We start from the raw sequence: 21,332 nt of genomic DNA on the forward strand, positions 1-21,332 counted from the left end.
GCAGCAGGCGCCCGGGTTGCCGGTGCGCGCGTTACTCGACGGCCTTCACCATGTCCTCGATGACCTTCTTCGCATCGCCGAAGACCATCATCGTCTTGTCCATGTAGAACAGGTCGTTGTCGAGGCCCGCGTAGCCGGACGCCATCGAGCGCTTGTTGACGATCACCGTGCGCGCCTTGTAAGCCTCGATGATCGGCATCCCCGCGATCGGCGATTTCGGATCGTTCTTCGCGGCCGGGTTCACGACGTCGTTCGCGCCGAGCACGAGCACCACGTCGGCCTGGCCCAACTCGCCGTTGATGTCCTCCATCTCGAACACGATGTCGTACGGCACTTCCGCTTCCGCGAGCAGCACGTTCATGTGTCCCGGCATCCGCCCGGCAACCGGGTGGATCGCATAACGCACGTCGACGCCCTTCTCGATCAGCTTGTCGGTCAACTCCTTCAGCGCGTGCTGCGCGCGGGCGACGGCCAGCCCGTAGCCCGGCACGATCACGATCGATTCCGCGTTGCCGAGCATGAACGCCGCGTCGTCGGCCGAACCCGACTTCACCGGGCGCTGCTCCTGCGCGCCCGCCGCGCCGCCGGCCGCCGCCTCGCCGCCGAAGCCGCCGAGGATCACGTTGAAGAACGAACGGTTCATCGCGTGGCACATGATGTACGACAGGATCGCACCCGACGAGCCGACCAGCGAGCCCGCGATGATCAGCATCGCGTTGTTCAGCGAGAAGCCGATGCCCGCCGCCGCCCAGCCCGAGTACGAGTTCAGCATCGACACGACCACCGGCATGTCCGCGCCGCCGATCGGGATGATGATCAGCACACCGAGCACGAACGCGATCGCCGTCATGATGATGAACGGCAGCCACGCCTGCGTGATGACGAACAGGATGCCGAAGCCGAGCATCGCGATCGCGAGCATCAGGTTGATCAGGTGCTGGCCCGCATACACGACCGGCGCGCCCTGGAACAGCCGGAACTTGTACTTGCCCGACAGCTTGCCGAACGCGATCACCGACCCGGAGAACGTGATCGCGCCGACGAACGTGCCGATGAACAGCTCGACGCGGTTGCCGTACGGGATGAAGTTCGACGCGACGGCGTCCTGCGGCACGAGCCCGAACGCTTCCGGCTCCGACACCACCGCATAGGCGATGCACACGGCCGCGAGACCGATCAGCGAGTGCATCGCCGCGACGAGTTCCGGCATCTTCGTCATCTCGACGCGCGCGGCGACGAACGCACCGACACCGCCGCCGACGACCAGCGCGCCGAGCACCAGCGCAATGCCGAGCGGCAGGTTCGCGCCGAGCCAGGCCGCCTGCTTGACGATCAGCGCGACCGTCGTGAGGATCGCGATGGCCATCCCGACCATCCCGAACAGGTTGCCGCGCCGCGCGCTCTTCGGGTTCGACAGGCCTTTGAGCGCCTGGATGAAGCACACCGATGCGACGAGGTACAGCAGCGTAACGACGTTCATGCTCATCGCGCGCCCTCCTTGCCGCCCTCGACACGCTTGGGCTCCTTCTTGCGGAACATCTCGAGCATTCGCCTCGTCACGAGAAAGCCGCCGAACACGTTGACGGCCGCGAGCGCGACCGCGAGCGTGCCGAAGAACTTGCCGGTCACGCCGACGGTGAGCGCCGCCGCGAGCATCGCGCCGACGATCACGATCGCCGAGATCGCGTTGGTCACGGCCATCAGCGGTGTATGCAGCGCCGGCGTGACGTTCCAGACGACGTGGTAGCCGACGTACACCGCCAGCACGAAGATGATCACGTTGATCACCGTGTGATTGATGACTTCCATGTCTCCCCCGTTATTTGCGCGTGACTTCGCCATCGCGGCACAGCAGCGTCGCGGCGACGATGTCGTCGGTCAGGTCGATGTTCAGCGTGCCTTCCTTCGTGACGATCAGCTTCATGAAGTCGAGCAGGTTGCGCGCGTACAGCGCCGACGCGTCCGACGCGACCATCGATGCGAGGTTCGTGTAGCCGGCGATCGTCACGCCGTTGTGCACGATCACCTGGTCGGCGACCGTCAGCGGGCAGTTGCCGCTCTTCCTGCCGTCGAATTCGGGGCCGCGGCCGGCCGCGAGATCGACGAGCACCGAGCCGGGCTTCATCGACTGCGCGGTTTCGACCGAGATCAGCGTCGGCGCCGGGCGCCCGGGAATCAGCGCGGTGGTGATCACGATGTCGGCCTGCTTCGCGCGCTCGTGCACGAGCGCGGCCTGGCGGCCGAGCCACGACGGCGGCATCGGGCGCGCATAACCGCCGACGCCCTGCGCGGCCTCGCGCTCTTCGTCGGTTTCGAACGGGACGTCGAGGAATTTCGCGCCGAGCGACTCGATCTGCTCCTTCACGGCCGGCCGCACGTCGGAAGCCTCGATCACGGCGCCCAGCCGCTTCGCGGTCGCGATCGCCTGCAGGCCCGCGACGCCCGCGCCGAGAATCAGCACGCGCGCGGCCTTCACGGTGCCCGCGGCCGTCATCAGCATCGGGAAGAAGCGCGGATACAGCGCCGCGGCGACGAGCACGGCCTTGTAGCCCGCGATGTTCGCCTGCGACGACAGCACGTCGAGACTCTGCGCGCGCGTCGTGCGCGGCGCGGCTTCGAGCGCGAAGCCCGTCACGCCGGCCGCGGCCAGTTTCGCCGCCTGCTCGCCGTTGAACGGCTCGAGCATGCCGACCAGCACGGAGCCGCGCTTCAGCGATGGCAGTTCCGCGTCGGTGGGCGCCTGGACCTTCAGCACGATGTCGGCATCAAAAGCAGCCGACTGGTCGGTCAATTCGGCACCGGCGGCCGCGTAGGCCTGGTCGGGATAACTGGCTGCGACGCCGGCCCCTTTCGCGATACTGACGCGATGGCCGGCAGCCGCGTATTTCTTCACGGTTTCCGGCGTCGCAGCCACACGCGCCTCGTTCGCCCGCGTTTCAGCAGGCACTCCAATATGCATCGTCAGTTCCTCCAGTCATTGTCAGTATTTCTTTTCTTGCGATTTTTACTGCACAACGAGCCGGACAGGCTGACTTACCGGCTCACGGGCAACGGCGTTCACGCTGCACTTTAACCGAAAGCGATGGTTGCGCCAGCACATTCCGCACGATCGTGCTCGAATGCGACATTAACCCGGCTCGTAGCGCCACGCGTCGGCGGGACGGACGATTTGCGGGGGTCGGATTCGTCTAACGAGATGCCGGGCAGCGTTCGGGCGCAACCGGTAAAATGCCGAACCATGAAACCCGAAATCTGGACCCCGCATGTGACGGTCGCCGCGCTCGTCGAGCACGCCGGCCGCTTTCTCGTGATCGAGGAAGAAACCTCGACGGGCCTGCGCATCAACCAGCCGGCCGGCCATCTCGAAGCCGGCGAAACACTGGCCGACGCCGTGATCCGCGAGACGCTCGAGGAAACCGCGCACCCGTTCACGCCCGACGCGCTCGTCGGCGTCTATCTCGCGCACTACGACCGCCCCGGCAGCGCCGGCGCGACCTACCTGCGCTTCACGTTCTGCGGCAAGGCCGGCGAGCCGGTCGCGGGCCACGTGCTCGACGACGGCATCGTCCGCACGCTGTGGATGACGGCCGACGAACTGCGCGCATGCAGCGAGCGCCATCGCTCGCCCGCGGTGATGCGCTGCGTCGACGACTATCTCGCCGGGCGGCGCATTCCGCTCGATTTCGTGCACACGCATTCGGTCGCGCCGCGCCCCGAAGCATTCGAACGTCAGGCGGTCAACAAATGAGCAAGCGCCGTGTAGTGGTGGGCATGTCGGGCGGCGTCGATTCGTCGGTGACCGCGTGGCTGCTGAAGGAACAGGGCTACGACGTGGTCGGCCTGTTCATGAAGAACTGGGAAGACGACGACGACGGCGAATACTGCTCGACGCGCCAGGACTGGATCGACGTCGTGTCGGTGGCCGACCTGATCGGCATCGACGTGGAAGCCGTCAACTTCGCAGCGGAATACAAGGACCGCGTGTTCGCCGAGTTCCTGCGCGAATACTCGGCCGGCCGCACGCCGAACCCCGACGTGCTGTGCAATGCCGAGATCAAGTTCAAGGCATTCCTCGATCACGCGATGTCGCTCGACGCGGAAATGATCGCGACCGGCCACTACGCGCGCGTGCGCGAGCGCGGCGGGCGCTTCGAACTGCTGAAGGCATTCGATCATACGAAAGACCAGTCGTACTTCCTGCACCGGCTGAACCAGGCGCAACTGTCGAAGACGATGTTCCCGCTCGGCGAGATCCCGAAGACCAAGGTGCGCGAGATCGCCGCGCAGATCGGGCTGCCGAACGCGAAGAAGAAGGATTCGACCGGCATCTGCTTCATCGGCGAACGGCCGTTCCGCGATTTCCTGAACCGCTACCTGCCGACGAAACCCGGCCCGATGAAGACGCCCGACGGCAAGGTCGTCGGCGAGCACATCGGCCTCGCGTTCTACACGTTCGGCCAGCGCAAGGGCATCGGCCTCGGCGGCAGCAAGAGCGGCAGCGGCGAGCCGTGGTTCGTCGCCGCGAAGGACATCGCGTCGAACACGCTGTATGTCGTGCAGGGCCACGATCATCCGTGGCTGCTGTCGCGGCAGCTCGTCGCCGGCAACGTGAGCTGGGTCGCCGGCGAGCCGCCGGCGGAAGGCTTCGCATGCGGCGCGAAGACGCGCTACCGGCAGGCCGATGCCGCATGCACGTTTGCACGTGCCGGCGGCGAGCGCTTCTCGCTCGCCTTCGACGACGCGCAGTGGGCCGTCACGCCCGGCCAGTCGGCCGTGCTGTACGACGGCGAGATCTGTCTCGGCGGCGGCATCATCGAGTTCGCGGCAACCGGCCAGCCCGGCCAGGCAGCGCCCGCGGAAGGCCACGCACCGGCGCTCGCCGAAGCACGCTGACACACATTCGGTTTAGACTTGCGGCACGCCGCGCCCGGCGGAACATGATTCCGCCGAGGCCGGCAGACCGCCGCGCAGCGCACGCATGGCGGTATTTCAAGATTCTTACGGAGTCCCCATGCTTTCAAGACGCTATCTGGCGATGTGGTGTGCCGTCCTGCTGCTCGCCGCGACGGCCTCGCTTGCGTCGATCCACGCACTCTCCTGGCTGTGGATCCTGATCCCCGCCGCCCTCGTCGTGCTCGGCCTGTACGACCTGAAGCAGGACCGCCACGCGATCCTGCGCAACTACCCGCTCTGGGGCCACTTCCGCTTCCTGTTCGAGTTCATCCGCCCCGAGATCCGCCAGTACTTCGTCGAAGACGACACCGACGAGAAACCGTTCTCGCGCGCGCAGCGCAGCCTCGTCTACCAGCGCGCGAAGAACGTCGCCGACAATCGCCCGTACGGCACCGAGCTGAACGTGAAGGCCGTCGCGCACGAATGGATCAGCCACTCGCTCGCGCCGACGAAGCTGCCGAACCACGATTTCCGCATCCGCGTCGGCGCGAATCGCGCGCAACCGTACGACATTTCGATCTTCAACATCTCGGCAATGAGCTTCGGCTCGCTGTCCGCGAACGCGATCCGCTCGCTGAACCTCGGCGCGAAGAAAGGCGGTTTCGCGCACGACACCGGCGAAGGCTCGTTGTCGAAATACCATCGCGAAAACGGCGGCGACATCATCTGGGAAATCGCGTCGGGCTACTTCGGCTGCCGCAACGACGACGGCACGTTCAATCCCGACAAGTTCGCGAAGCAGGCCGCCGATCCGCAGGTCAAGATGATCGAGGTGAAGCTGTCGCAGGGCGCGAAGCCCGGCCACGGCGGCGTGCTGCCGGCCGCGAAGATCACGCCGGAGATCGCCGAGACACGCGGCGTGCCAATGGGCAAGGACTGCATCTCGCCCGCCACGCATTCGGAATTCTCGACGCCGCGCGGGCTGCTCGAATTCGTCGAGCGCCTGCGCACACTGTCGGGCGGCAAGCCGACCGGCTTCAAGCTGTGCGTCGGCCATCCGTGGGAGTTCTTCGGGATCGCGAAGGCGATGGTCGAAACCGGCATCGTGCCGGACTTCATCGTCGTCGACGGCGCGGAAGGCGGCACGGGTGCAGCGCCGCTCGAATTCACCGACCACGTCGGCGTGCCGCTGCAGGAAGGGCTGCTGCTCGTGCACAACACGCTCGTCGGGATCGGCGTGCGCGACCGCGTGAAGATCGGCGCGAGCGGCAAGATCATCTCCGCGTTCGACGTCGCGCGCACGCTCGCGATCGGCGCGGACTGGGTGAACTCGGCGCGCGGCTTCATGTTCGCGGTCGGCTGCATCCAGGCGCAGACCTGCCACACGGGCCGCTGCCCGACCGGCGTCGCGACGCAGGACCCGGTGCGCCAGCGCGCGCTCGTCGTGCCCGACAAGGCCGACCGCGTGTACAACTTCCACCGCAATACGCTGCACGCGCTGCAGGAACTCGTGCAGGCGGCCGGCCTCGCGCATCCGTCCGAGCTGCGCGCGCATCACATCGTGCAGCGCGTCGCGCCGCACGAGGTCCGGCTGATGTCGCAGTTGCTGAAATACCTGAAGCCCGGCGCGCTGCTCGACGGCAACCATTGCGGCTTCTCGCTGTACGACAAGTGGTGGCCGATCGCGCGCAGCGATTCGTTCACGCTCGGCGAGACCGTCTACGCGTCGATCGAGTGACGCTCGCGGCCGCCCAGGTACCGGGCGGCCCGGCAAAAAGAAAAGCGCCCCGCGGGGCGCTTTTCTTTCGTCTGCCGAATGTGTGACTGCGTGGCCGGCAGCGGTTCAGTTCTGCGGCAGCGTGTCGGCGAACGATTGCCGCTGCAGCAGCTTCACGAAGTGCTTGTCGAGGTTCGGGTGGCGATCGCGCCAGTTGACCTCGGGCATCCGGAAGTCGAGATAGCCGAGCGCGCAGCCGAGCGCGATGTCGGCGAGCGAGTAATGATTACCGACGCACCACGTCTTGCCGCCCAGGCCCTGCGACATCGCAACGAGCGCATCGTCGATCTTGCGCTGCTGGCGCGCGATCCAGCTCGCGCTGCGCTGCACCTCGTCGCGCATCGTGTGTTCGAGACGAATCGCGACCGCCGCGTCGAGCACGCCGTCGCCCAGCGCTTCCCAGCAGCGCACTTCGACGCGCTCGCGGCCCGACGGCGGAATCAGCTTGCCGACCGGCGACAGCGTATCGACGTATTCGCAGATCACCCGGGAATCGAACACCGCGGCACCATCCTCCATCACGAGGCACGGGACCTTGCCGAGCGGATTCGATGCATGAATATCCGTCTCCGGCGCCCACACGTTCTCGAGCTCCAGCTTGTAGTCGATCTTCTTTTCAGCGAGCACGATCCGCGCCTTTCGGACGTACGGGCTGCTGAGCGAACCGATTAATTTCATCATCTGCCTTTTTAAGGGAACCGCCGAGAGTATACGTTGTCGCCGATCATAACCGGCCAGCGTCGCGCGATAGAAAATCGCCCGGCCGGCCTGTGGATGGTTTGCAACAACCGCCGCCGCGGGCCTTCCGGCGCGGCTTCCCGCCCCTCTCTCACGCGCCGCGTCCCGCGGCGCTACAATCGCACGATGAATGCGCCCCACGATACCGCCATCGCCGTCGACGTCTACCGCCAGCGCCGTGAACGCGTGCTTGCCGCACTGCGCGCCGCCGGCGGCGGCGTCGCCATCGTCCCCACCGCGCCGGAACTGCTGCGCAACCGCGATACGGCCTACCCGTACCGGTACGACAGCTACTTCCACTACCTGACGGGCTTCACCGAACCGGATGCCGTGCTCGTGCTGAACGCGGCCGCGCCGCACGGCGCGCCGGAGTCGATCCTGTTCTGCCGCGGCAAGAATGTCGACCGCGAGATCTGGGAAGGCTTCCACTACGGGCCCGAAGCCGCGCGCGACGCGTTCGGCTTCGACGCGGCGTTCGCGATCGACGTGATCGACACCGAGATGCCGCGCCTGCTCGCCGATGCGGGCACCGTGCACTACCGGTTCGGCGCGTCGGCCGATTTCGAGCGGCAGCTCGCGGGCTGGCTCGACGCGGTGCGCGCGCTCGCGCGCACGGGCGTCGCCGCGCCGGACGCGATGCTCGACCTCACGCCGCTCGTCGACGACATGCGGCTCGTGAAGGACGAGCACGAACTCGCGATCATGATGCGCGCCGCGCACATCTCCGCGCTCGCGCACCGCCGCGCGATGCAGGCGTGCCGCCCCGGCATCCGCGAATACGAACTCGAGGCCGAGTTGCTGTATACGTTCCGCAAGCACGGCGCGCAGGCGCCGGCATACGGCTCGATCGTCGCGGCCGGCGCGAACGCGTGCGTGCTGCACTACCCGGCCGGCAACGCGGCCGCGCAGGACGGCGACCTGATCCTGATCGACGCCGCGTGCGAACTCGACGGCTACGCGTCGGACATCACGCGCACGTTCCCAGCCAACGGGCGCTTCTCGCCCGCGCAGCGTGCGCTATACGACATCGTGCTCGCCGCGCAGCAGGCCGCGATCGATGCGACACGCGCGGGCGTGCCGTTCGAGGCGCCGCACGATGCGGCCGTGCGCGTGCTCGCGCAGGGGCTGCTCGACACCGGCATCATCCCGAAAGCGCGCTTCTCGAACGTCGACGACGTGATCGCCGAGCGTGCGTACACGCGCTTCTACATGCACCGCACGGGCCACTGGATCGGCATGGACGTGCATGACTGCGGCGACTACCGCGAGCGGCTCGCCGAGCGCGACGGCAACGGCGCGCTGCCGTGGCGCACGCTGACGCCCGGCATGACGCTGACGGTCGAGCCCGGCCTGTATGTGCGCGCGGCCGACGACGTGCCGCCCGAGTACTGGAACATCGGCATCCGCATCGAGGACGACGCAATCGTGCGCGAGCACGGCTGCGAGCTGATCACGCGCGGCGTGCCTGTCGACGCCGCCGAGATCGAAGCGCTGATGCGCGCGGGCGCATGACCGGCCGCTGCCGACCGTTACCTCCGTTTCACGAATCAAGATGACGACCGCTTCCTCCCCGGCCACACCGGATTACGACCTCGCCATCGTCGGCGCGGGCCCCGTCGGGCTCGCGCTCGCCGGCTGGCTCGCGCGCCGCAGCGCAACGCAGCACGCGTCGATCGCGCTGATCGATGCGCGCGAACCGGCCGCGAGCATGAACGACCCGCGCGCGATCGCCGTGTCGCACGGCAGCCGCGTGCTGCTCGACACGCTCGCGTGGCCTGCCGACGCGACGCCGATCGAACATATCCACGTGTCGCAGCGCGGCCATTTCGGCCGCACGCTGATCGACCGCGACGAGCACGACCTCGCCGCGCTCGGTTATGTCGTGCGCTACGGGTCGCTGGTGCAGGCGCTCGCGGGCGCCGTGCACGGCACGCGCGTCGACTGGCTCACGTCGACCACCGCGCGCGCGCCGCAGCAGGACGCCGACGGCGTCACGCTGACGCTCGACGGCCCGCAGGGCGAGCGCACGCTGCGCGCGCGCATCGTCATCAACGCCGAAGGCGGGCTGTTCCACGAACAGCAGGCCGACGCCGGCAAGCATCGCCGCGACTACGGGCAGACCGCGCTCGTCGGCACGGTCACGGTATCGGCGCCGCGCCCGAACGTCGCATGGGAACGCTTCACGCACGAAGGCCCGCTCGCGCTGCTGCCGCTCGGCGGGCCGCGCCAGGCCGACTACGCGCTCGTCTGGTGCTGCACGCCGGACGAAGCGGCGCGCCGCGCGGCGCTGCCCGACGACGCGTTCCTGCGCGAGCTCGGCCGCGCGTTCGGCGAACGCATGGGCCGGTTCGTCGCGATCGCGGGCCGCGCGTCGTTCCCGCTCGGGCTGAACGCCGCGCAAACGCTCGTCAGCGGCCGCGTCGCGATCGTCGGCAATGCCGCGCAAACCCTGCACCCCGTCGCGGGCCAGGGGCTCAACCTCGGGCTGCGCGACGCGCATACGCTCGTCGACGCGCTGTCCGCGCAAGGCTTCGATGCGACCGCACTTGCGACCTTCAACGCGCGCCGCGCGCTCGACCGGCGCTTCACGATCGGCGCGACCGACACGCTGGCGCGGCTGTTCACGATCGATGCGGGTCCGCTCCCGCTGCTGCGCGGCGCCGCGCTCACCGCGCTCGAATTCGTGCCGCCGCTCAAGAAGGCGATCGCGCGCCAGATGATGTTCGGCCAGCGCAACTGACGCGCGGGCGCACCATACGGTGCGCCCGGCCGGACCACACAAACCGGGTCAAATCGGCGGGGCATGGGAATACGGTAAAATGCGCGTTTTCCCTCCGCCCTTTTCATGCCCGCGCCGGTCGCGGGCGGTGCCATTGCGATGCCCGTTATCGGCTCTCACGTATTGCGTAACAACCTGTTCGTCGCCCCGATGGCCGGGGTGACGGATCGTCCGTTCCGCCAGCTGTGCAAGCGGCTGGGGGCCGGTTACGCCGTGTCCGAGATGGTCGCGTCCAACGCGCAGCTGTGGAAAAGCGCGAAGACGATGCGGCGCGCGAACCACGCAGGCGAAGTGGAGCCGATCGCGGTGCAGATCGCCGGCGCCGATCCGGCGATGATGGCCGAAGCGGCCCGCTACAACGTCGACAACGGCGCGCAGATCATCGACATCAACATGGGCTGCCCGGCGAAGAAAGTCTGCAACGTCGCGGCCGGCTCCGCGCTGCTGCAGAACGAGCCGCTCGTGCAGCGGATCGTCGAGGCCGTCGTCGCGGCGGTCGGCACGGGGCCCGATGCGGTGCCCGTCACGCTGAAGATCCGCACCGGCTGGGATCGCGAGCACAAGAACGCGATCACGGTCGCGCGGCTGGCCGAAGCCGCCGGCATCGCGATGCTCACCGTGCACGGTCGCACGCGCGCCGACCTGTACCGCGGCGACGCCGAATACGACACCATCGCGGCCGTGAAGGCGGCCGTGCGGATTCCAGTCGTCGCGAACGGCGACATCACGTCGCCCGCAAAAGCGAAGGCCGTGCTCGATGCAACCGGTGCCGACGCGCTGATGATCGGTCGTGCCGCGCAAGGCCGGCCGTGGCTGTTCCGCGAAATCGATCATTTCCTGCAAACCGGCGAGCTGCTGCCCCCGCCGCTGATCGACGAGATCCAGCACGTGATGAACGAACACCTGGAAGACCACTACGCTTTCTATGGTGAATTCACGGGAGTCCGTACTGCGCGCAAGCACATCGGCTGGTACACTCGCGGCCTTTCCGGTGCCAACGGGTTCCGGCACAGGATGAACACGCTCGATTCCACCCGCGAGCAACTCGCCGCCGTCAATGCATTCTTCGACGCGCAAAAGGCGCTGTCGGACCACCTCGTCTACGTCGATGACGAAGAGGAAAACGGCCAGGGCGAGTCGGACGACCATAACCAGTTAGCAGCATGAGCAAGCACAACATCGAACAATGTGTCCGCGAGAGCCTGGACGTGTATTTCCGGGATCTAGACGGCTCCAATCCGCACGACGTCTATGAAATGGTGATGTCCTGCGTCGAAAAGCCGATGCTCGAGGTCGTGCTCGTACAGGCAGGCGGCAACCAGTCGCTCGCCGCGGAGTACCTCGGCATCAATCGCAATACGCTGCGCAAGAAGCTGCAGCAGCACGGCCTGCTGTAGTCGGCCGTCCCGTCCCCGTTTCCCTGGCTATTGGTGGTTCCATCATGATCAAGCAAGCGCTCATTTCCGTTTCCGACAAGACCGGCATCGTCGACTTCGCGAAGTCGCTGTCCGACCTCGGCGTCAAGCTGCTGTCGACGGGCGGCACCGCGAAACTGCTCGCCGACGCGGGCCTGCCCGTTACCGAAGTGGCCGACTACACGGGCTTTCCGGAAATGCTCGATGGGCGCGTGAAGACGCTGCACCCGAAGGTGCACGGCGGCATCCTCGCGCGCCGCGACCTGCCCGAGCACATGCAGGCGCTGGAACAGCACGGCATCCCGACGATCGACCTGCTCGTCGTGAACCTCTATCCGTTCGTCGCGACGATCGCGAAGGACGACTGCACGCTCGCCGACGCGATCGAGAACATCGACATCGGCGGCCCGACGATGCTGCGCTCGGCCGCGAAGAACCACCGCGACGTGACGGTCGTCGTCGATCCGGCCGACTACGCAGTCGTGCTCGATGAAATGAAGGCGAACGGCAACACGGTCGGCTACCCGACCAACTTCCGCCTCGCGACGAAGGTGTTCGCGCACACCGCGCAATACGACGGCGCGATCACGAACTACCTGACGAGCCTGACCGACGAGCTGAAGCACGCATCGCGCAATGCGTACCCGGCGACGCTGAACATGGCGTTCGACAAGGTGCAGGACCTGCGCTACGGCGAGAACCCGCACCAGAGCGCAGCGTTCTACCGCGACATCTCGACGCCGGCCGGCGCGCTCGCGAACTACCGCCAGCTGCAGGGCAAGGAACTGTCGTACAACAACATCGCGGATTCGGACGCGGCGTGGGAATGCGTGAAGACGTTCGACGCGCCGGCCTGCGTGATCATCAAGCATGCGAACCCGTGCGGCGTCGCGGTCGGCAACGACTCGGCCGACGCGTACGCGAAGGCGTTCCAGACCGACCCGACCTCCGCGTTCGGCGGCATCATCGCGTTCAACCGCGAAGTCGACGAAGCGGCCGCGCAGGCTGTCGCGAAGCAGTTCGTCGAAGTGCTGATCGCACCGTCGTTCTCCGACGCCGCGAAGCAGGTGTTCGCCGCGAAGCAGAACGTGCGCCTGCTCGAAATCGCGCTCGGCGACGGCCATAACGCATTCGACCTGAAGCGCGTGGGCGGCGGCCTGCTCGTGCAGTCGCTCGATTCGAAGAACGTGCAGCCGCACGAGCTGCGCGTGGTCACGAAGCGCCACCCGACGCCGAAGGAAATGGACGACCTGCTGTTCGCGTGGCGCGTCGCGAAGTACGTGAAGTCGAACGCGATCGTGTTCTGCGGCAACGGCATGACGCTCGGCGTCGGCGCAGGCCAGATGAGCCGCGTCGATTCCGCTCGCATCGCGAGCATCAAGGCGCAGAACGCGGGCCTGACGCTGGCCGGTTCGGCCGTCGCGTCGGATGCGTTCTTCCCGTTCCGCGACGGCCTCGACGTCGTCGTCGCGGCCGGCGCGACCTGCGTGATCCAGCCGGGCGGCTCGGTGCGCGACGACGAAGTGATCGCGGCAGCCGACGAGCACAACATCGCGATGATCCTGACGGGCGTGCGCCACTTCCGTCACTGATCGCATGCGGCCCGCGCGGCCGTTGCACGACAACCCGGCGGCGTCGCACCCGCCGGGTTTTTTATTGCGCGGCGCCGGCGCGCGACTGTGCGACCGGCTCGCCGCGCCATTCGTTGTAGTATCGCTGCATCACGCATCTCTCCTCACTCATGCGAATTCTCGGCATCGACCCCGGCCTGCGCGTCACGGGCTTCGGCGTCATCGACGTCAGCGGCCATCGGCTCGCCTATGTCACGAGCGGCGTGATCCGCACGCCGACGGCCGATCTGGCCACCCGGCTCGGCACGATCTTCCAGGGCGTGTCGACGATCGTGCGCGAACATGCGCCCGACCAGGCCGCGATCGAAAAGGTGTTCGTCAACGTGAACCCGCAGTCGACGCTGCTGCTCGGCCAGGCGCGCGGCGCCGCGATCTGCGGCCTCGTCGCGGGCGGGCTGCCGGTCGCCGAATACACGGCGCTGCAGCTCAAGCAGGCCGTCGTCGGCTACGGCCGCGCGACCAAGACGCAGATGCAGGAGATGGTCACGCGGCTGCTCAACCTCTCCGGCCAACCGGGTTCCGATGCGGCCGACGCGCTCGGCATGGCGATCTGCCATGCGCACGGCGGCAACACGCTCAGCACGCTCGGCGGCCTCGCGCCGGCGCTCGCGAAGAAAGGGCTGCGCGTGCGGCGCGGGCGGCTGGTCGGCTGATGCCGGCGCGCGCCATCGCCCGGCACACCGGACCGACTGTTTTGCCCGCGCGCGGCGCACACGCGACGCGCACCGCATCGGCCTGACGGCCAAGCCCATCGGCATTGCGCCGCGCGTGCGCTACACTCGCGCTTTCTTCCTCGCATCCCGCCATCCATGATCGGTCGCATCGCCGGCATCCTGCTCGAAAAGAACCCGCCTCACCTGCTCGTCGACTGCAACGGCGTCGGCTACGAAATCGACGTGCCGATGAGCACCTTCTACAACCTGCCGCAGACGGGCGAGCGCGTCGTGCTGCTCACGCAGCAGATCGTCCGCGAGGACGCGCACCTGCTGTACGGCTTCCTGACGCCGCAGGAACGCACGACGTTCCGCGAACTGCTGAAGATCACCGGCATCGGTGCGCGCATGGCGCTCGCCGTGCTGTCCGGCATGAGCGTGCAGGAGCTCGCGCAGGCCGTGACGATGCAGGACGCCGCGCGCCTCACGCGCCTGCCCGGCATCGGCAAGAAGACGGCCGAGCGCCTGCTGCTCGAGCTGAAGGGCAAGCTCGGCGCCGACCTCGGCGCGCTCGCCGGCGCCGCGTCGGCGTCCGACCACGCGACCGACATCCTCAACGCGCTGCTCGCGCTCGGCTACTCCGAAAAGGAAGGCCTCGCCGCGATCAAGAACGTGCCGGCCGGCACCGGCGTGTCCGAAGGCATCAAGCTCGCGCTGAAGGCGCTGTCGAAGGCGTAACGCCCGCCGGAACCGACTGTCGGACGCAGTGTCGTGCCGCCGCGCGGCGCGCGCCAGTCGGCCGTCCGGCCAGTTCGGACCGCGAGCGGCGCGCGGTACAATGGCCGCATGATTGAAACCGACAAACTCGCCACCGAGCAGCGGATCATCGCCGCCACGCCCACCTCGTCGCACGAGGAGGTGTTCGAACGCGCGCTGCGGCCGCGCCAGCTCGACGACTACGTCGGCCAGGAAAAGGTGCGCGGCCAGCTCGAGATCTTCATCGAAGCCGCCAAGCGCCGCTCCGAGCCTCTCGACCACGTGCTGCTGTTCGGGCCGCCGGGTCTCGGCAAGACGACGCTCGCGCACATCATCGCGCGCGAAATGGGCGTGAACCTGCGGCAGACGTCGGGGCCCGTGCTCGAACGCGCGGGCGATCTCGCCGCACTGCTGACGAACCTCGAAGCGAACGACGTGCTGTTCATCGACGAGATCCACCGGCTGTCGCCGGTCGTCGAGGAAATCCTGTATCCGGCACTCGAGGATTACCAGATCGACATCATGATCGGCGAAGGTCCGGCCGCGCGCAGCGTGAAGCTCGACCTGCAGCCGTTCACGCTGGTCGGCGCGACCACCCGCGCGGGGATGCTGACCAACCCGCTGCGCGACCGTTTCGGGATCGTCTCCCGCCTCGAGTTCTACGACGCCGATCAACTGTCGCGCATCGTGCGGCGCTCGGCGTCGCTGCTGAACGCGCAGATCGATCCGAACGGCGCGCTGGAAATCGCGAAGCGCTCGCGCGGCACGCCGCGGATCGCGAACCGGCTGCTGCGCCGCGTGCGCGACTTCGCGGAAGTAAAGGCCGACGGCCAGATCACCGCGGCGGTGGCCGATGCCGCGCTCGCGATGCTCGACGTCGATCCGGTCGGCTTCGACCTGATGGACCGCAAGCTGCTCGAAGCGATCCTGTACAAGTTCGACGGCGGCCCGGTCGGCATCGACAACCTGGCAGCCGCGATCGGCGAGGAACGCGACACGATCGAGGACGTGCTCGAGCCGTACCTGATCCAGCAGGGCTTCCTGCAGCGCACGCCGCGCGGGCGCGTCGCGACGCTGCTCACGTACCGCCACTTCGGGCTCTCCGCGCCCGACGCCGGCAGCACCGAACGCGGTATGTGGGATACGCCCGCCGGGAAGTAACCGGCCGCCCGAGCCACGCCAGCCATGACGACGCCGCCTAGCCACCACCCCGCCGCACCCGCACCGGGCCCGCGCTGGGCCGAGCCGATCCGCAAGCGGCTCGTGGCCGGCATCACGCACCTGACCGTGGGCGGCGGCGGCCCGTCGCTCGATCTCTCTTCACCGCCCGGCGATCCCGGGCTGTTCGGCCCCGATGCCGTCTGCTGGCGCGTGCATGCCGACTTCACGTCGATGATGACAGGCGGCATCGCCGCGCTGCTGCTGCAGGCGCTCCATCCGCTCGCGCTCGCGGGCGTCTGGGATCACTCGTCGTTTCGCACCGACATCCTCGGCCGCTTGCGGCGCACCGCCACGTTCATCACGGGCACGACGTTCGGCAGTCGCGCGGACGCGCTCGCGCTGATCGAGCGCGTGAAAACGATCCACTCGCGCGTATCGGGTATCGCGCCCGACGGTCGGCCGTACCGCGCCGACGATCCGGCGTTGCTGACCTGGGTGCATATCGCGGAAGTATCGAGCTTCCTCGCCGCGCACCTGTGCTACGTGAATCCGGCGCTGTCGGGCGAATTGCAGGACCGCTATTACGCCGAAACGGCGTTGATCGCCGAACTGCTCGGCGCGCACGAGGTGCCCCGTTCGCGCGCCGAGGTCGCCGCGTATCTCGCGCGCATGCAGCCCGAACTCGAGGCCGGACCGCATACCTTCGAGGTGATGTCCATCCTGCTGAATGTGCCGGTCGCGAAGCCCGCGCTGCGGCCGGCCGCGTCGCTGGTGATGCATGCCGGGATCGACCTGCTGCCGCCGTGGGCGCAGCGGATGCTCCGCGTGTCGACGTTCGCGCCATTGCGACGCGCGGTGGTCCGGCCCGGCGTACGGGCCGTCGCACCCGTGCTGCGCTGGGCGCTCGTCAACGGCGCGTCGAAGCGTGCGCGCCGTCGCGCGACCGCGCCCCCGCCCGACGGCGCACCTTCCGCCTGACGATTCGCCTCTTCAGATTATTTCAATTTACTGTCAAATACCTGTGACAAACCAACGGGGAATTCGACAAGCTGCGCCAGCCGATCACGGCCGACCAGCCTGGCAAGATCGCATACGCGCCCGACTACAAGGCGCGCCACGCGCTGCCGCAGTAAGCGTCACGCAGGAGGAAGGGGGAATCCCGGCCGGCCCCGCGTGCTCAGAGCACCTTGCGATAGCCGTCGTCGTCGCTCTCGGCGTCAAGGTGCGACACGTCGGCCCACTGCACGACCTGCGCGCGGCCATCCACGTAATCGACGACGTTGATGCTCGTATTGAGCAGTTGGTAGTTGCGCGGCGCCGACAGATCGAGACCATTCGCAAAACGGTACACGCAGTCGAGCACACCGCCATGCGCGACACACGCGATCCGGCCGCCCGGATGCGCGGCGACGATCGGTTCGAGCGCATGCAGCACGCGGTGATAGAACGAACGCTGCGACTCGCCGCCTTCCGGCGCGAAACCCGGATCGCGCGTCTGCCAGGCCGCGTACGCGTCCGGAAACAGCGCCTCGATCTCGGTGCTGTCGTGCCCCTGGAACGCGCCGTACGAGCGTTCGCGCAGCCCGTCCCGCAACTGCAGCGGCAGCCCGAGCGCATCGGCAAAGGGTTGCGCGGTCTGCTGCGCGCGCATCAGGTCGCTCGAATAGACCGCGTCGAGCCGCGCCCCCTTGCGCGCCTCTTGCTCGAGCCGCGCGGCCAGTCGCTGCGCCTGCGCGAGCCCCGAATCGGCCAGCGGGATGTCGATATGCCCCTGGATGCGCTTGATGCGGTTCCAGGCCGTCTCGCCATGGCGGATGAAAAGAATCTGCGTGGTGGCCATCGCGGCGCGTCTCCGGGGAAGCATCAGGGCCGCACTTGCAGCCAGAACGTCACGGGGCCGTCGTTGACGAGCGATACCTGCATGTCGGCGCCGAACTCGCCCGTCTCGACGACGGGATGGCGCGCCCGCGCGGCCGCGACGAAATAGTCGAACAGCCGCGCGCCTTCGTCGGGCGGCGCGGCCGGCGTGAAGCTCGGGCGCAGCCCGCTGTTGGTATCGGCCGCCAGCGTGAACTGCGACACGAGCAGCAGGCCGCCCGCGCGGCCCGCACCGTCGATATTCGACACCGGTAGGTTCATCTTGCCGGCCGCGTCACTGAACACGCGGTAGCCGAGCATCTTCGCCAGCAGCTTGTCGGCCGCCGCGTCGGTGTCGCCGCGCTCCGCGCAGACCAGCGCGAGCAGGCCCGCGCCGATCTCGCCCGTCGTGCGGTCGCCGACGCGCACGTCGGCGCGCTTCACGCGCTGGATCAGCGCGATCATGCGGTCAGCGTGACGCGCGCGAAGCGACGCTTGCCGACCTGCACGACGAACTCGCCGGCCTCGACCTTCAGGCCCTTGTCCGACACGGTCGCGCCGTCGATCTTCACGCCGCCCTGCTCGATGTTGCGCAGCGCTTCGCTCGTCGACGGCACGAGGCCGGCCTGCTTCAGCAACTGGCCGATCGCCAGCGGTGCGCCCGCGAGCGTGACCGACGGAATGTCGTCCGGCACGCCGCCCTTCGCGCGGTGGTTGAAGTCTTCGAGCGCACGCTCGGCGTCGGCCTGCGAATGGAAGCGCGCGACGATTTCCTGCGCGAGCAGCACCTTGAAGTCGCGCGGGTTACGGCCGCCTTCGGCTTCGCGCTTGAAGCCGACGATCTCGTCCATGCTGCGGAACGACAGCAGTTCGAAGTAACGCCACATCAGCGTATCCGAGATGCTCATCAGCTTGCCGAACATGTCGGTCGGCTTCTCGCTGATGCCGACGTAGTTGCCCTTCGACTTCGACATCTTCTCGACGCCGTCGAGGCCTTCGAGCAGCGGCATCGTCAGGATGCACTGCTGTTCCTGGCCGTACTGCTTCTGCAGTTCGCGGCCGACCAGCAGGTTGAACTTCTGGTCGGTGCCGCCGAGTTCGAGATCGGCGTTCAGCGCGACCGAATCGTAGCCCTGCATCAGCGGGTACAGGAATTCATGGATCGAGATGGGCACGCCGCCCTGGAAGCGCTTCGTGAAGTCCTCGCGCTCGAGGATCCGCGCGACCGTGTAGCGCGACGCGAGCTTGATCATCCCGTCCGCGCCGAGCGGCATCGACCATTCGCTGTTGTAGCGGATCTCGGTCTTTTCGCGATCGAGCACGAGTGCGGCCTGCTCGAAGTAGGTCTTCGCGTTCGACTCGATCTGCTCACGCGTGAGCGGCGGGCGCGTCGCGTTGCGGCCCGACGGATCGCCGATCAGCGACGTGAAATCGCCGATCAGGAAGATCACCGTGTGGCCGAGGTCCTGCAGCTGACGCATCTTGTTCAGCACGACCGTGTGGCCGATGTGGATGTCGGGCGCGGTCGGGTCGAGGCCGAGCTTGATGCGAAGCGGCGTGCCGGTGGCCGCGCTGCGCGCGAGCTTCTGCGCGAACTCCTCCTCGATCAGCAGCTCGTCGACGCCGCGCTTCGTGACGGCGAGCGCATGCCGGACTTCGTCGGTGATCGGGAAAACGGGCTTGGAACTGGGTTCGGTGCTCATCGGTGCCAGGAAGAATGTCGCAAAAACAGGGATTTTCCCATAACTTGCGCGCGCATCGCTTAACGGCGCGTCACGTTGCGCGGATAATCGGGCGCAAGGTGCGCGGCACGGGCCCGCGCCGTACGATCGAGGAGAACCCAACGTGCCGCAACGACAGCCGCAAAACGTCCATCCGGCCGACGGCATCTACTTCGGGCTGATGTCGGGAACCAGCATGGACGGCGTCGACGGCGTCGCCGTGCGTTTCGAGGCCGGCAAGGCGCCGGCCGTGCTCGCGGAAGCGTTCGTCGGTTTCGCGCAATCGCTGCGCGACGCGCTGTTCGCGCTGCAGCAGCCCGGCGACAACGAGATCGACCGCGAATCGCTCGCGGCGAACGCGCTCGTCACGCGCTACGCGGTGTGCTGCCACGAATTGCAGCGCACCGCGGGGCTGTCGCGCGACGAGATTCGCGCGATCGGCGTGCACGGCCAGACGGTGCGCCATCGCCCCGAACGCGGCTATACGCGGCAACTCAACAACCCGGCGCTGCTCGCCGAGCTGACCCATGTCGATGTGATCGCCGATTTCCGCAGCCGCGACGTGGCTGCCGGCGGCCACGGCGCGCCGCTCGCGCCGGCGTTCCATGCGACGGTGTTCGGTGCGCCGGGCGAGACGCGCGTCGTCTGTAATCTCGGCGGGATCAGCAACATCACGATTCTGCCCGGCGAAGGCGGCGACGTGCGCGGCTTCGACTGCGGCCCCGCGAATGCGCTGATCGACGCGTGGGCGACCCGCCATCTGGGCAAGCCTTACGACGACGGCGGCAAGTTCGCCGCGCGCGGCACCGTACACGCGCCGCTGCTCGATGCGCTGCTCGACGAACCGTATTTCGCCGCGCCGCCGCCGAAAAGCACCGGACGCGACCTGTTCAATCCCGCGTGGCTCGACGCGAAGCTCGCCGCGTTCGCGCAGGTCGCGCCGGAGGACGTGCAGGCGACCCTCACGGCACTCACCGCGGTCTCGGTCGCACGGGAGATCGCGCAGCACGCACCCGGCTGCAAGGCCGTCTTCGTGTGCGGCGGCGGTGCACGCAATCCGGTGCTGCTCGACGCGCTCCGGCACGCGCTGCGCGAGGCCGGCGTGCCGGCCACGGTCGATACGACGGCCGCGCTCGGCGTGCCGCCGCAACAGGTCGAGGCGCTCGCGTTCGCGTGGCTCGCGTATCGCTTCACCGCGCGCCAGCCCGGCAATCTCGCGACGGTCACCGGTGCGGCCGGCCACCGCGTGCTCGGCGCGCTCTATCCGGGCTGACGTAAAGCCTGCCGCCCGGCAGGCGCCGCGCACGAGCATAAAAAAACGGGGCTTCATGCCCCGTTTTTCATTCCGGCGAACCGGCGCTGATCTGTCGTGCGCTCAGACCGAGAACGACGAACCGCACCCGCAGGTGGTGGTCGCGTTCGGGTTCTTGATCACGAACTGGGCGCCGTTGATGTCGTCCTTGTAGTCGATCTCGGCGCCGACCAGATACTGGTAGCTCATCGAGTCGATCAGGAGCTGGACACCGTTCTTGTTCATCACGGTGTCGTCCTCGTTGACTTCCTCGTCGAACGTAAAGCCGTACTGGAAGCCGGAGCAGCCGCCACCCTGCACGAACACGCGCAGCTTCAGGTCGGGATTGCCCTCTTCGTCGATCAGTTGCTTGACCTTGTCGGCCGCTGCGTCGGTAAAGACGAACGGAAGCGGCATTTCGGTCGTCGTTGCTGCGGATTCGGTAACAGCGTTCATTGCGAACTCTCCAAGAAGCTTTAGCCGCTATTGTAGGGCCGATCAGAAGATCGTGCTGAAGTCCATGAAATCAATAGGTTCTTGTCGATTTCATCAAACCTGCCCGTGCAAGCCGCCGCAGCACGGGCCTCGCAGCGGGCATAAAAAAACCGCCAGCGCGAAAGCTGGCGGTTTTTCCGGCGGGCGCCGCCCGAAAGCGGCGCG

21 protein-coding genes are annotated in these 21,332 nt (G+C 67.6%); 13 read left to right on the forward strand and 8 right to left on the reverse strand.

Translation table 11 applies throughout. The features are described 5' to 3' along the window. Positions 1 to 31 precede the first annotated feature (31 nt). Genes KVT39_RS07265 through KVT39_RS07275 form a run of 3 tightly spaced genes read right to left on the reverse strand, consistent with a single transcriptional unit; the run spans position 32 to position 2,959 of the window. Positions 32 to 1,486, reverse strand: coding sequence for an NAD(P)(+) transhydrogenase (Re/Si-specific) subunit beta (locus KVT39_RS07265; RefSeq protein ID WP_034182755.1), 1,455 nt, complete (start codon positions 1,484 to 1,486; stop codon positions 32 to 34). After that, positions 1,483 to 1,809 carry an NAD(P) transhydrogenase subunit alpha gene (locus KVT39_RS07270; protein WP_034182754.1) on the reverse strand — a complete coding sequence of 109 codons (327 nt, stop codon included), beginning with the start codon at positions 1,807 to 1,809 and terminating at the stop codon, positions 1,483 to 1,485. The genes KVT39_RS07265 and KVT39_RS07270 overlap by 4 nt, the downstream gene beginning before the upstream one ends. A 10-nt stretch (positions 1,810 to 1,819) precedes the next feature. Beyond that, positions 1,820 to 2,959, reverse strand: coding sequence for a Re/Si-specific NAD(P)(+) transhydrogenase subunit alpha (locus KVT39_RS07275; RefSeq protein WP_034182753.1), 1,140 nt, complete (start codon positions 2,957 to 2,959; stop codon positions 1,820 to 1,822). Positions 2,960 to 3,238: 279 nt separating this feature from the next. Here KVT39_RS07275 and KVT39_RS07280 point away from each other — a divergent pair, with 279 nt between their 5' ends. The 3 genes from KVT39_RS07280 to KVT39_RS07290 all read left to right on the forward strand — a co-directional run bounded on the left by KVT39_RS07280 (position 3,239) and on the right by KVT39_RS07290 (position 6,631). Next, positions 3,239 to 3,748: an NUDIX hydrolase gene (locus tag KVT39_RS07280; RefSeq protein WP_175748711.1), complete on the forward strand. Its 510-nt coding sequence runs from the start codon at positions 3,239 to 3,241 to the stop codon at positions 3,746 to 3,748. Continuing rightward, entirely contained in the window at positions 3,745 to 4,893 is a 1,149-nt protein-coding gene (gene mnmA / locus KVT39_RS07285) for a tRNA 2-thiouridine(34) synthase MnmA (protein WP_175748710.1), read from the forward strand. Before KVT39_RS07280 ends, mnmA begins: the two co-directional genes overlap by 4 nt. 118 nt (positions 4,894 to 5,011) lie before the next feature. Continuing rightward, complete coding sequence (locus KVT39_RS07290) at positions 5,012 to 6,631, forward strand: FMN-binding glutamate synthase family protein (RefSeq protein ID WP_034182750.1); 1,620 nt, start codon at positions 5,012 to 5,014, stop codon at positions 6,629 to 6,631. 105 nt (positions 6,632 to 6,736) lie between these two features. On the opposite strand, the gene KVT39_RS07295 is transcribed toward KVT39_RS07290, so the two are convergent. Next, positions 6,737 to 7,348 (reverse strand): glutathione S-transferase family protein, encoded by a 612-nt coding sequence (locus KVT39_RS07295; protein WP_034183409.1) that lies wholly within the window; start codon positions 7,346 to 7,348, stop codon positions 6,737 to 6,739. Between the two features lie 186 nt (positions 7,349 to 7,534). Between KVT39_RS07295 and KVT39_RS07300 the strand changes: the two genes are divergently transcribed. From KVT39_RS07300 to KVT39_RS07340, 9 genes are all read left to right on the forward strand, one after another. Further along, positions 7,535 to 8,920 (forward strand): aminopeptidase P N-terminal domain-containing protein, encoded by a 1,386-nt coding sequence (locus KVT39_RS07300; RefSeq protein ID WP_217588285.1) that lies wholly within the window; start codon positions 7,535 to 7,537, stop codon positions 8,918 to 8,920. 40 nt (positions 8,921 to 8,960) lie between these two features. Next, positions 8,961 to 10,148 carry a UbiH/UbiF/VisC/COQ6 family ubiquinone biosynthesis hydroxylase gene (locus KVT39_RS07305; RefSeq protein ID WP_217588286.1) on the forward strand — a complete coding sequence of 396 codons (1,188 nt, stop codon included), beginning with the start codon at positions 8,961 to 8,963 and terminating at the stop codon, positions 10,146 to 10,148. Positions 10,149 to 10,286: 138 nt separating this feature from the next. Beyond that, the gene (gene dusB / locus KVT39_RS07310; protein ID WP_175748707.1) at positions 10,287 to 11,354 is read left to right on the forward strand and encodes a tRNA dihydrouridine synthase DusB; all 1,068 of its coding nucleotides are present in this window, start codon (positions 10,287 to 10,289) and stop codon (positions 11,352 to 11,354) included. Next, positions 11,351 to 11,584, forward strand: a complete 234-nt coding sequence (locus KVT39_RS07315) for a Fis family transcriptional regulator (protein WP_006476892.1) — start codon at positions 11,351 to 11,353, stop codon at positions 11,582 to 11,584. Before dusB ends, KVT39_RS07315 begins: the two co-directional genes overlap by 4 nt. 44 nt (positions 11,585 to 11,628) lie before the next feature. Beyond that, a complete protein-coding gene (gene purH, locus KVT39_RS07320; RefSeq protein ID WP_034182747.1) occupies positions 11,629 to 13,194 on the forward strand; it encodes a bifunctional phosphoribosylaminoimidazolecarboxamide formyltransferase/IMP cyclohydrolase in 1,566 nt (521 codons plus the stop codon). A 149-nt stretch (positions 13,195 to 13,343) separates the two neighbouring features. Next, positions 13,344 to 13,886, forward strand: coding sequence for a crossover junction endodeoxyribonuclease RuvC (gene ruvC, locus KVT39_RS07325; protein WP_034182746.1), 543 nt, complete (start codon positions 13,344 to 13,346; stop codon positions 13,884 to 13,886). Positions 13,887 to 14,042: 156 nt separating this feature from the next. Next, positions 14,043 to 14,624: a Holliday junction branch migration protein RuvA gene (gene ruvA / locus KVT39_RS07330; protein ID WP_006401679.1), complete on the forward strand. Its 582-nt coding sequence runs from the start codon at positions 14,043 to 14,045 to the stop codon at positions 14,622 to 14,624. Between the two features lie 108 nt (positions 14,625 to 14,732). After that, the gene (ruvB, locus tag KVT39_RS07335; RefSeq protein ID WP_034182744.1) at positions 14,733 to 15,803 is read left to right on the forward strand and encodes a Holliday junction branch migration DNA helicase RuvB; all 1,071 of its coding nucleotides are present in this window, start codon (positions 14,733 to 14,735) and stop codon (positions 15,801 to 15,803) included. A gap of 24 nt (positions 15,804 to 15,827) precedes the next feature. Next, a complete protein-coding gene (locus tag KVT39_RS07340; RefSeq protein WP_034182743.1) occupies positions 15,828 to 16,781 on the forward strand; it encodes an oxygenase MpaB family protein in 954 nt (317 codons plus the stop codon). A 199-nt stretch (positions 16,782 to 16,980) separates the two neighbouring features. Here the strand turns inward: KVT39_RS07340 and KVT39_RS07345 are convergent, their stop codons facing one another. From KVT39_RS07345 to tyrS, 3 genes are read right to left on the reverse strand one after another with little or no spacing between them, the layout of a single operon-like run. After that, complete coding sequence (locus KVT39_RS07345) at positions 16,981 to 17,643, reverse strand: histidine phosphatase family protein (RefSeq protein WP_217588288.1); 663 nt, start codon at positions 17,641 to 17,643, stop codon at positions 16,981 to 16,983. 23 nt (positions 17,644 to 17,666) lie between these two features. Then, positions 17,667 to 18,125: a D-aminoacyl-tRNA deacylase gene (gene dtd / locus KVT39_RS07350; RefSeq protein ID WP_034182741.1), complete on the reverse strand. Its 459-nt coding sequence runs from the start codon at positions 18,123 to 18,125 to the stop codon at positions 17,667 to 17,669. Continuing rightward, a complete protein-coding gene (gene tyrS / locus KVT39_RS07355) occupies positions 18,122 to 19,363 on the reverse strand; it encodes a tyrosine--tRNA ligase (protein WP_034182740.1) in 1,242 nt (413 codons plus the stop codon). The genes dtd and tyrS overlap by 4 nt, the downstream gene beginning before the upstream one ends. Positions 19,364 to 19,505: 142 nt before the next feature. Here tyrS and KVT39_RS07360 point away from each other — a divergent pair, with 142 nt between their 5' ends. Then, positions 19,506 to 20,654 carry an anhydro-N-acetylmuramic acid kinase gene (locus KVT39_RS07360; RefSeq protein ID WP_217588289.1) on the forward strand — a complete coding sequence of 383 codons (1,149 nt, stop codon included), beginning with the start codon at positions 19,506 to 19,508 and terminating at the stop codon, positions 20,652 to 20,654. A 102-nt stretch (positions 20,655 to 20,756) separates the two neighbouring features. On the opposite strand, the gene erpA is transcribed toward KVT39_RS07360, so the two are convergent. Next, positions 20,757 to 21,128, reverse strand: coding sequence for an iron-sulfur cluster insertion protein ErpA (erpA, locus tag KVT39_RS07365; protein ID WP_034182738.1), 372 nt, complete (start codon positions 21,126 to 21,128; stop codon positions 20,757 to 20,759). Between the last annotated feature and the right edge of the window lie 204 nt (positions 21,129 to 21,332).

Source organism: Burkholderia sp. GbtcB21 (assembly GCF_019091065.1).
Taxonomy (GTDB): domain Bacteria; phylum Pseudomonadota; class Gammaproteobacteria; order Burkholderiales; family Burkholderiaceae; genus Burkholderia; species Burkholderia pyrrocinia_C.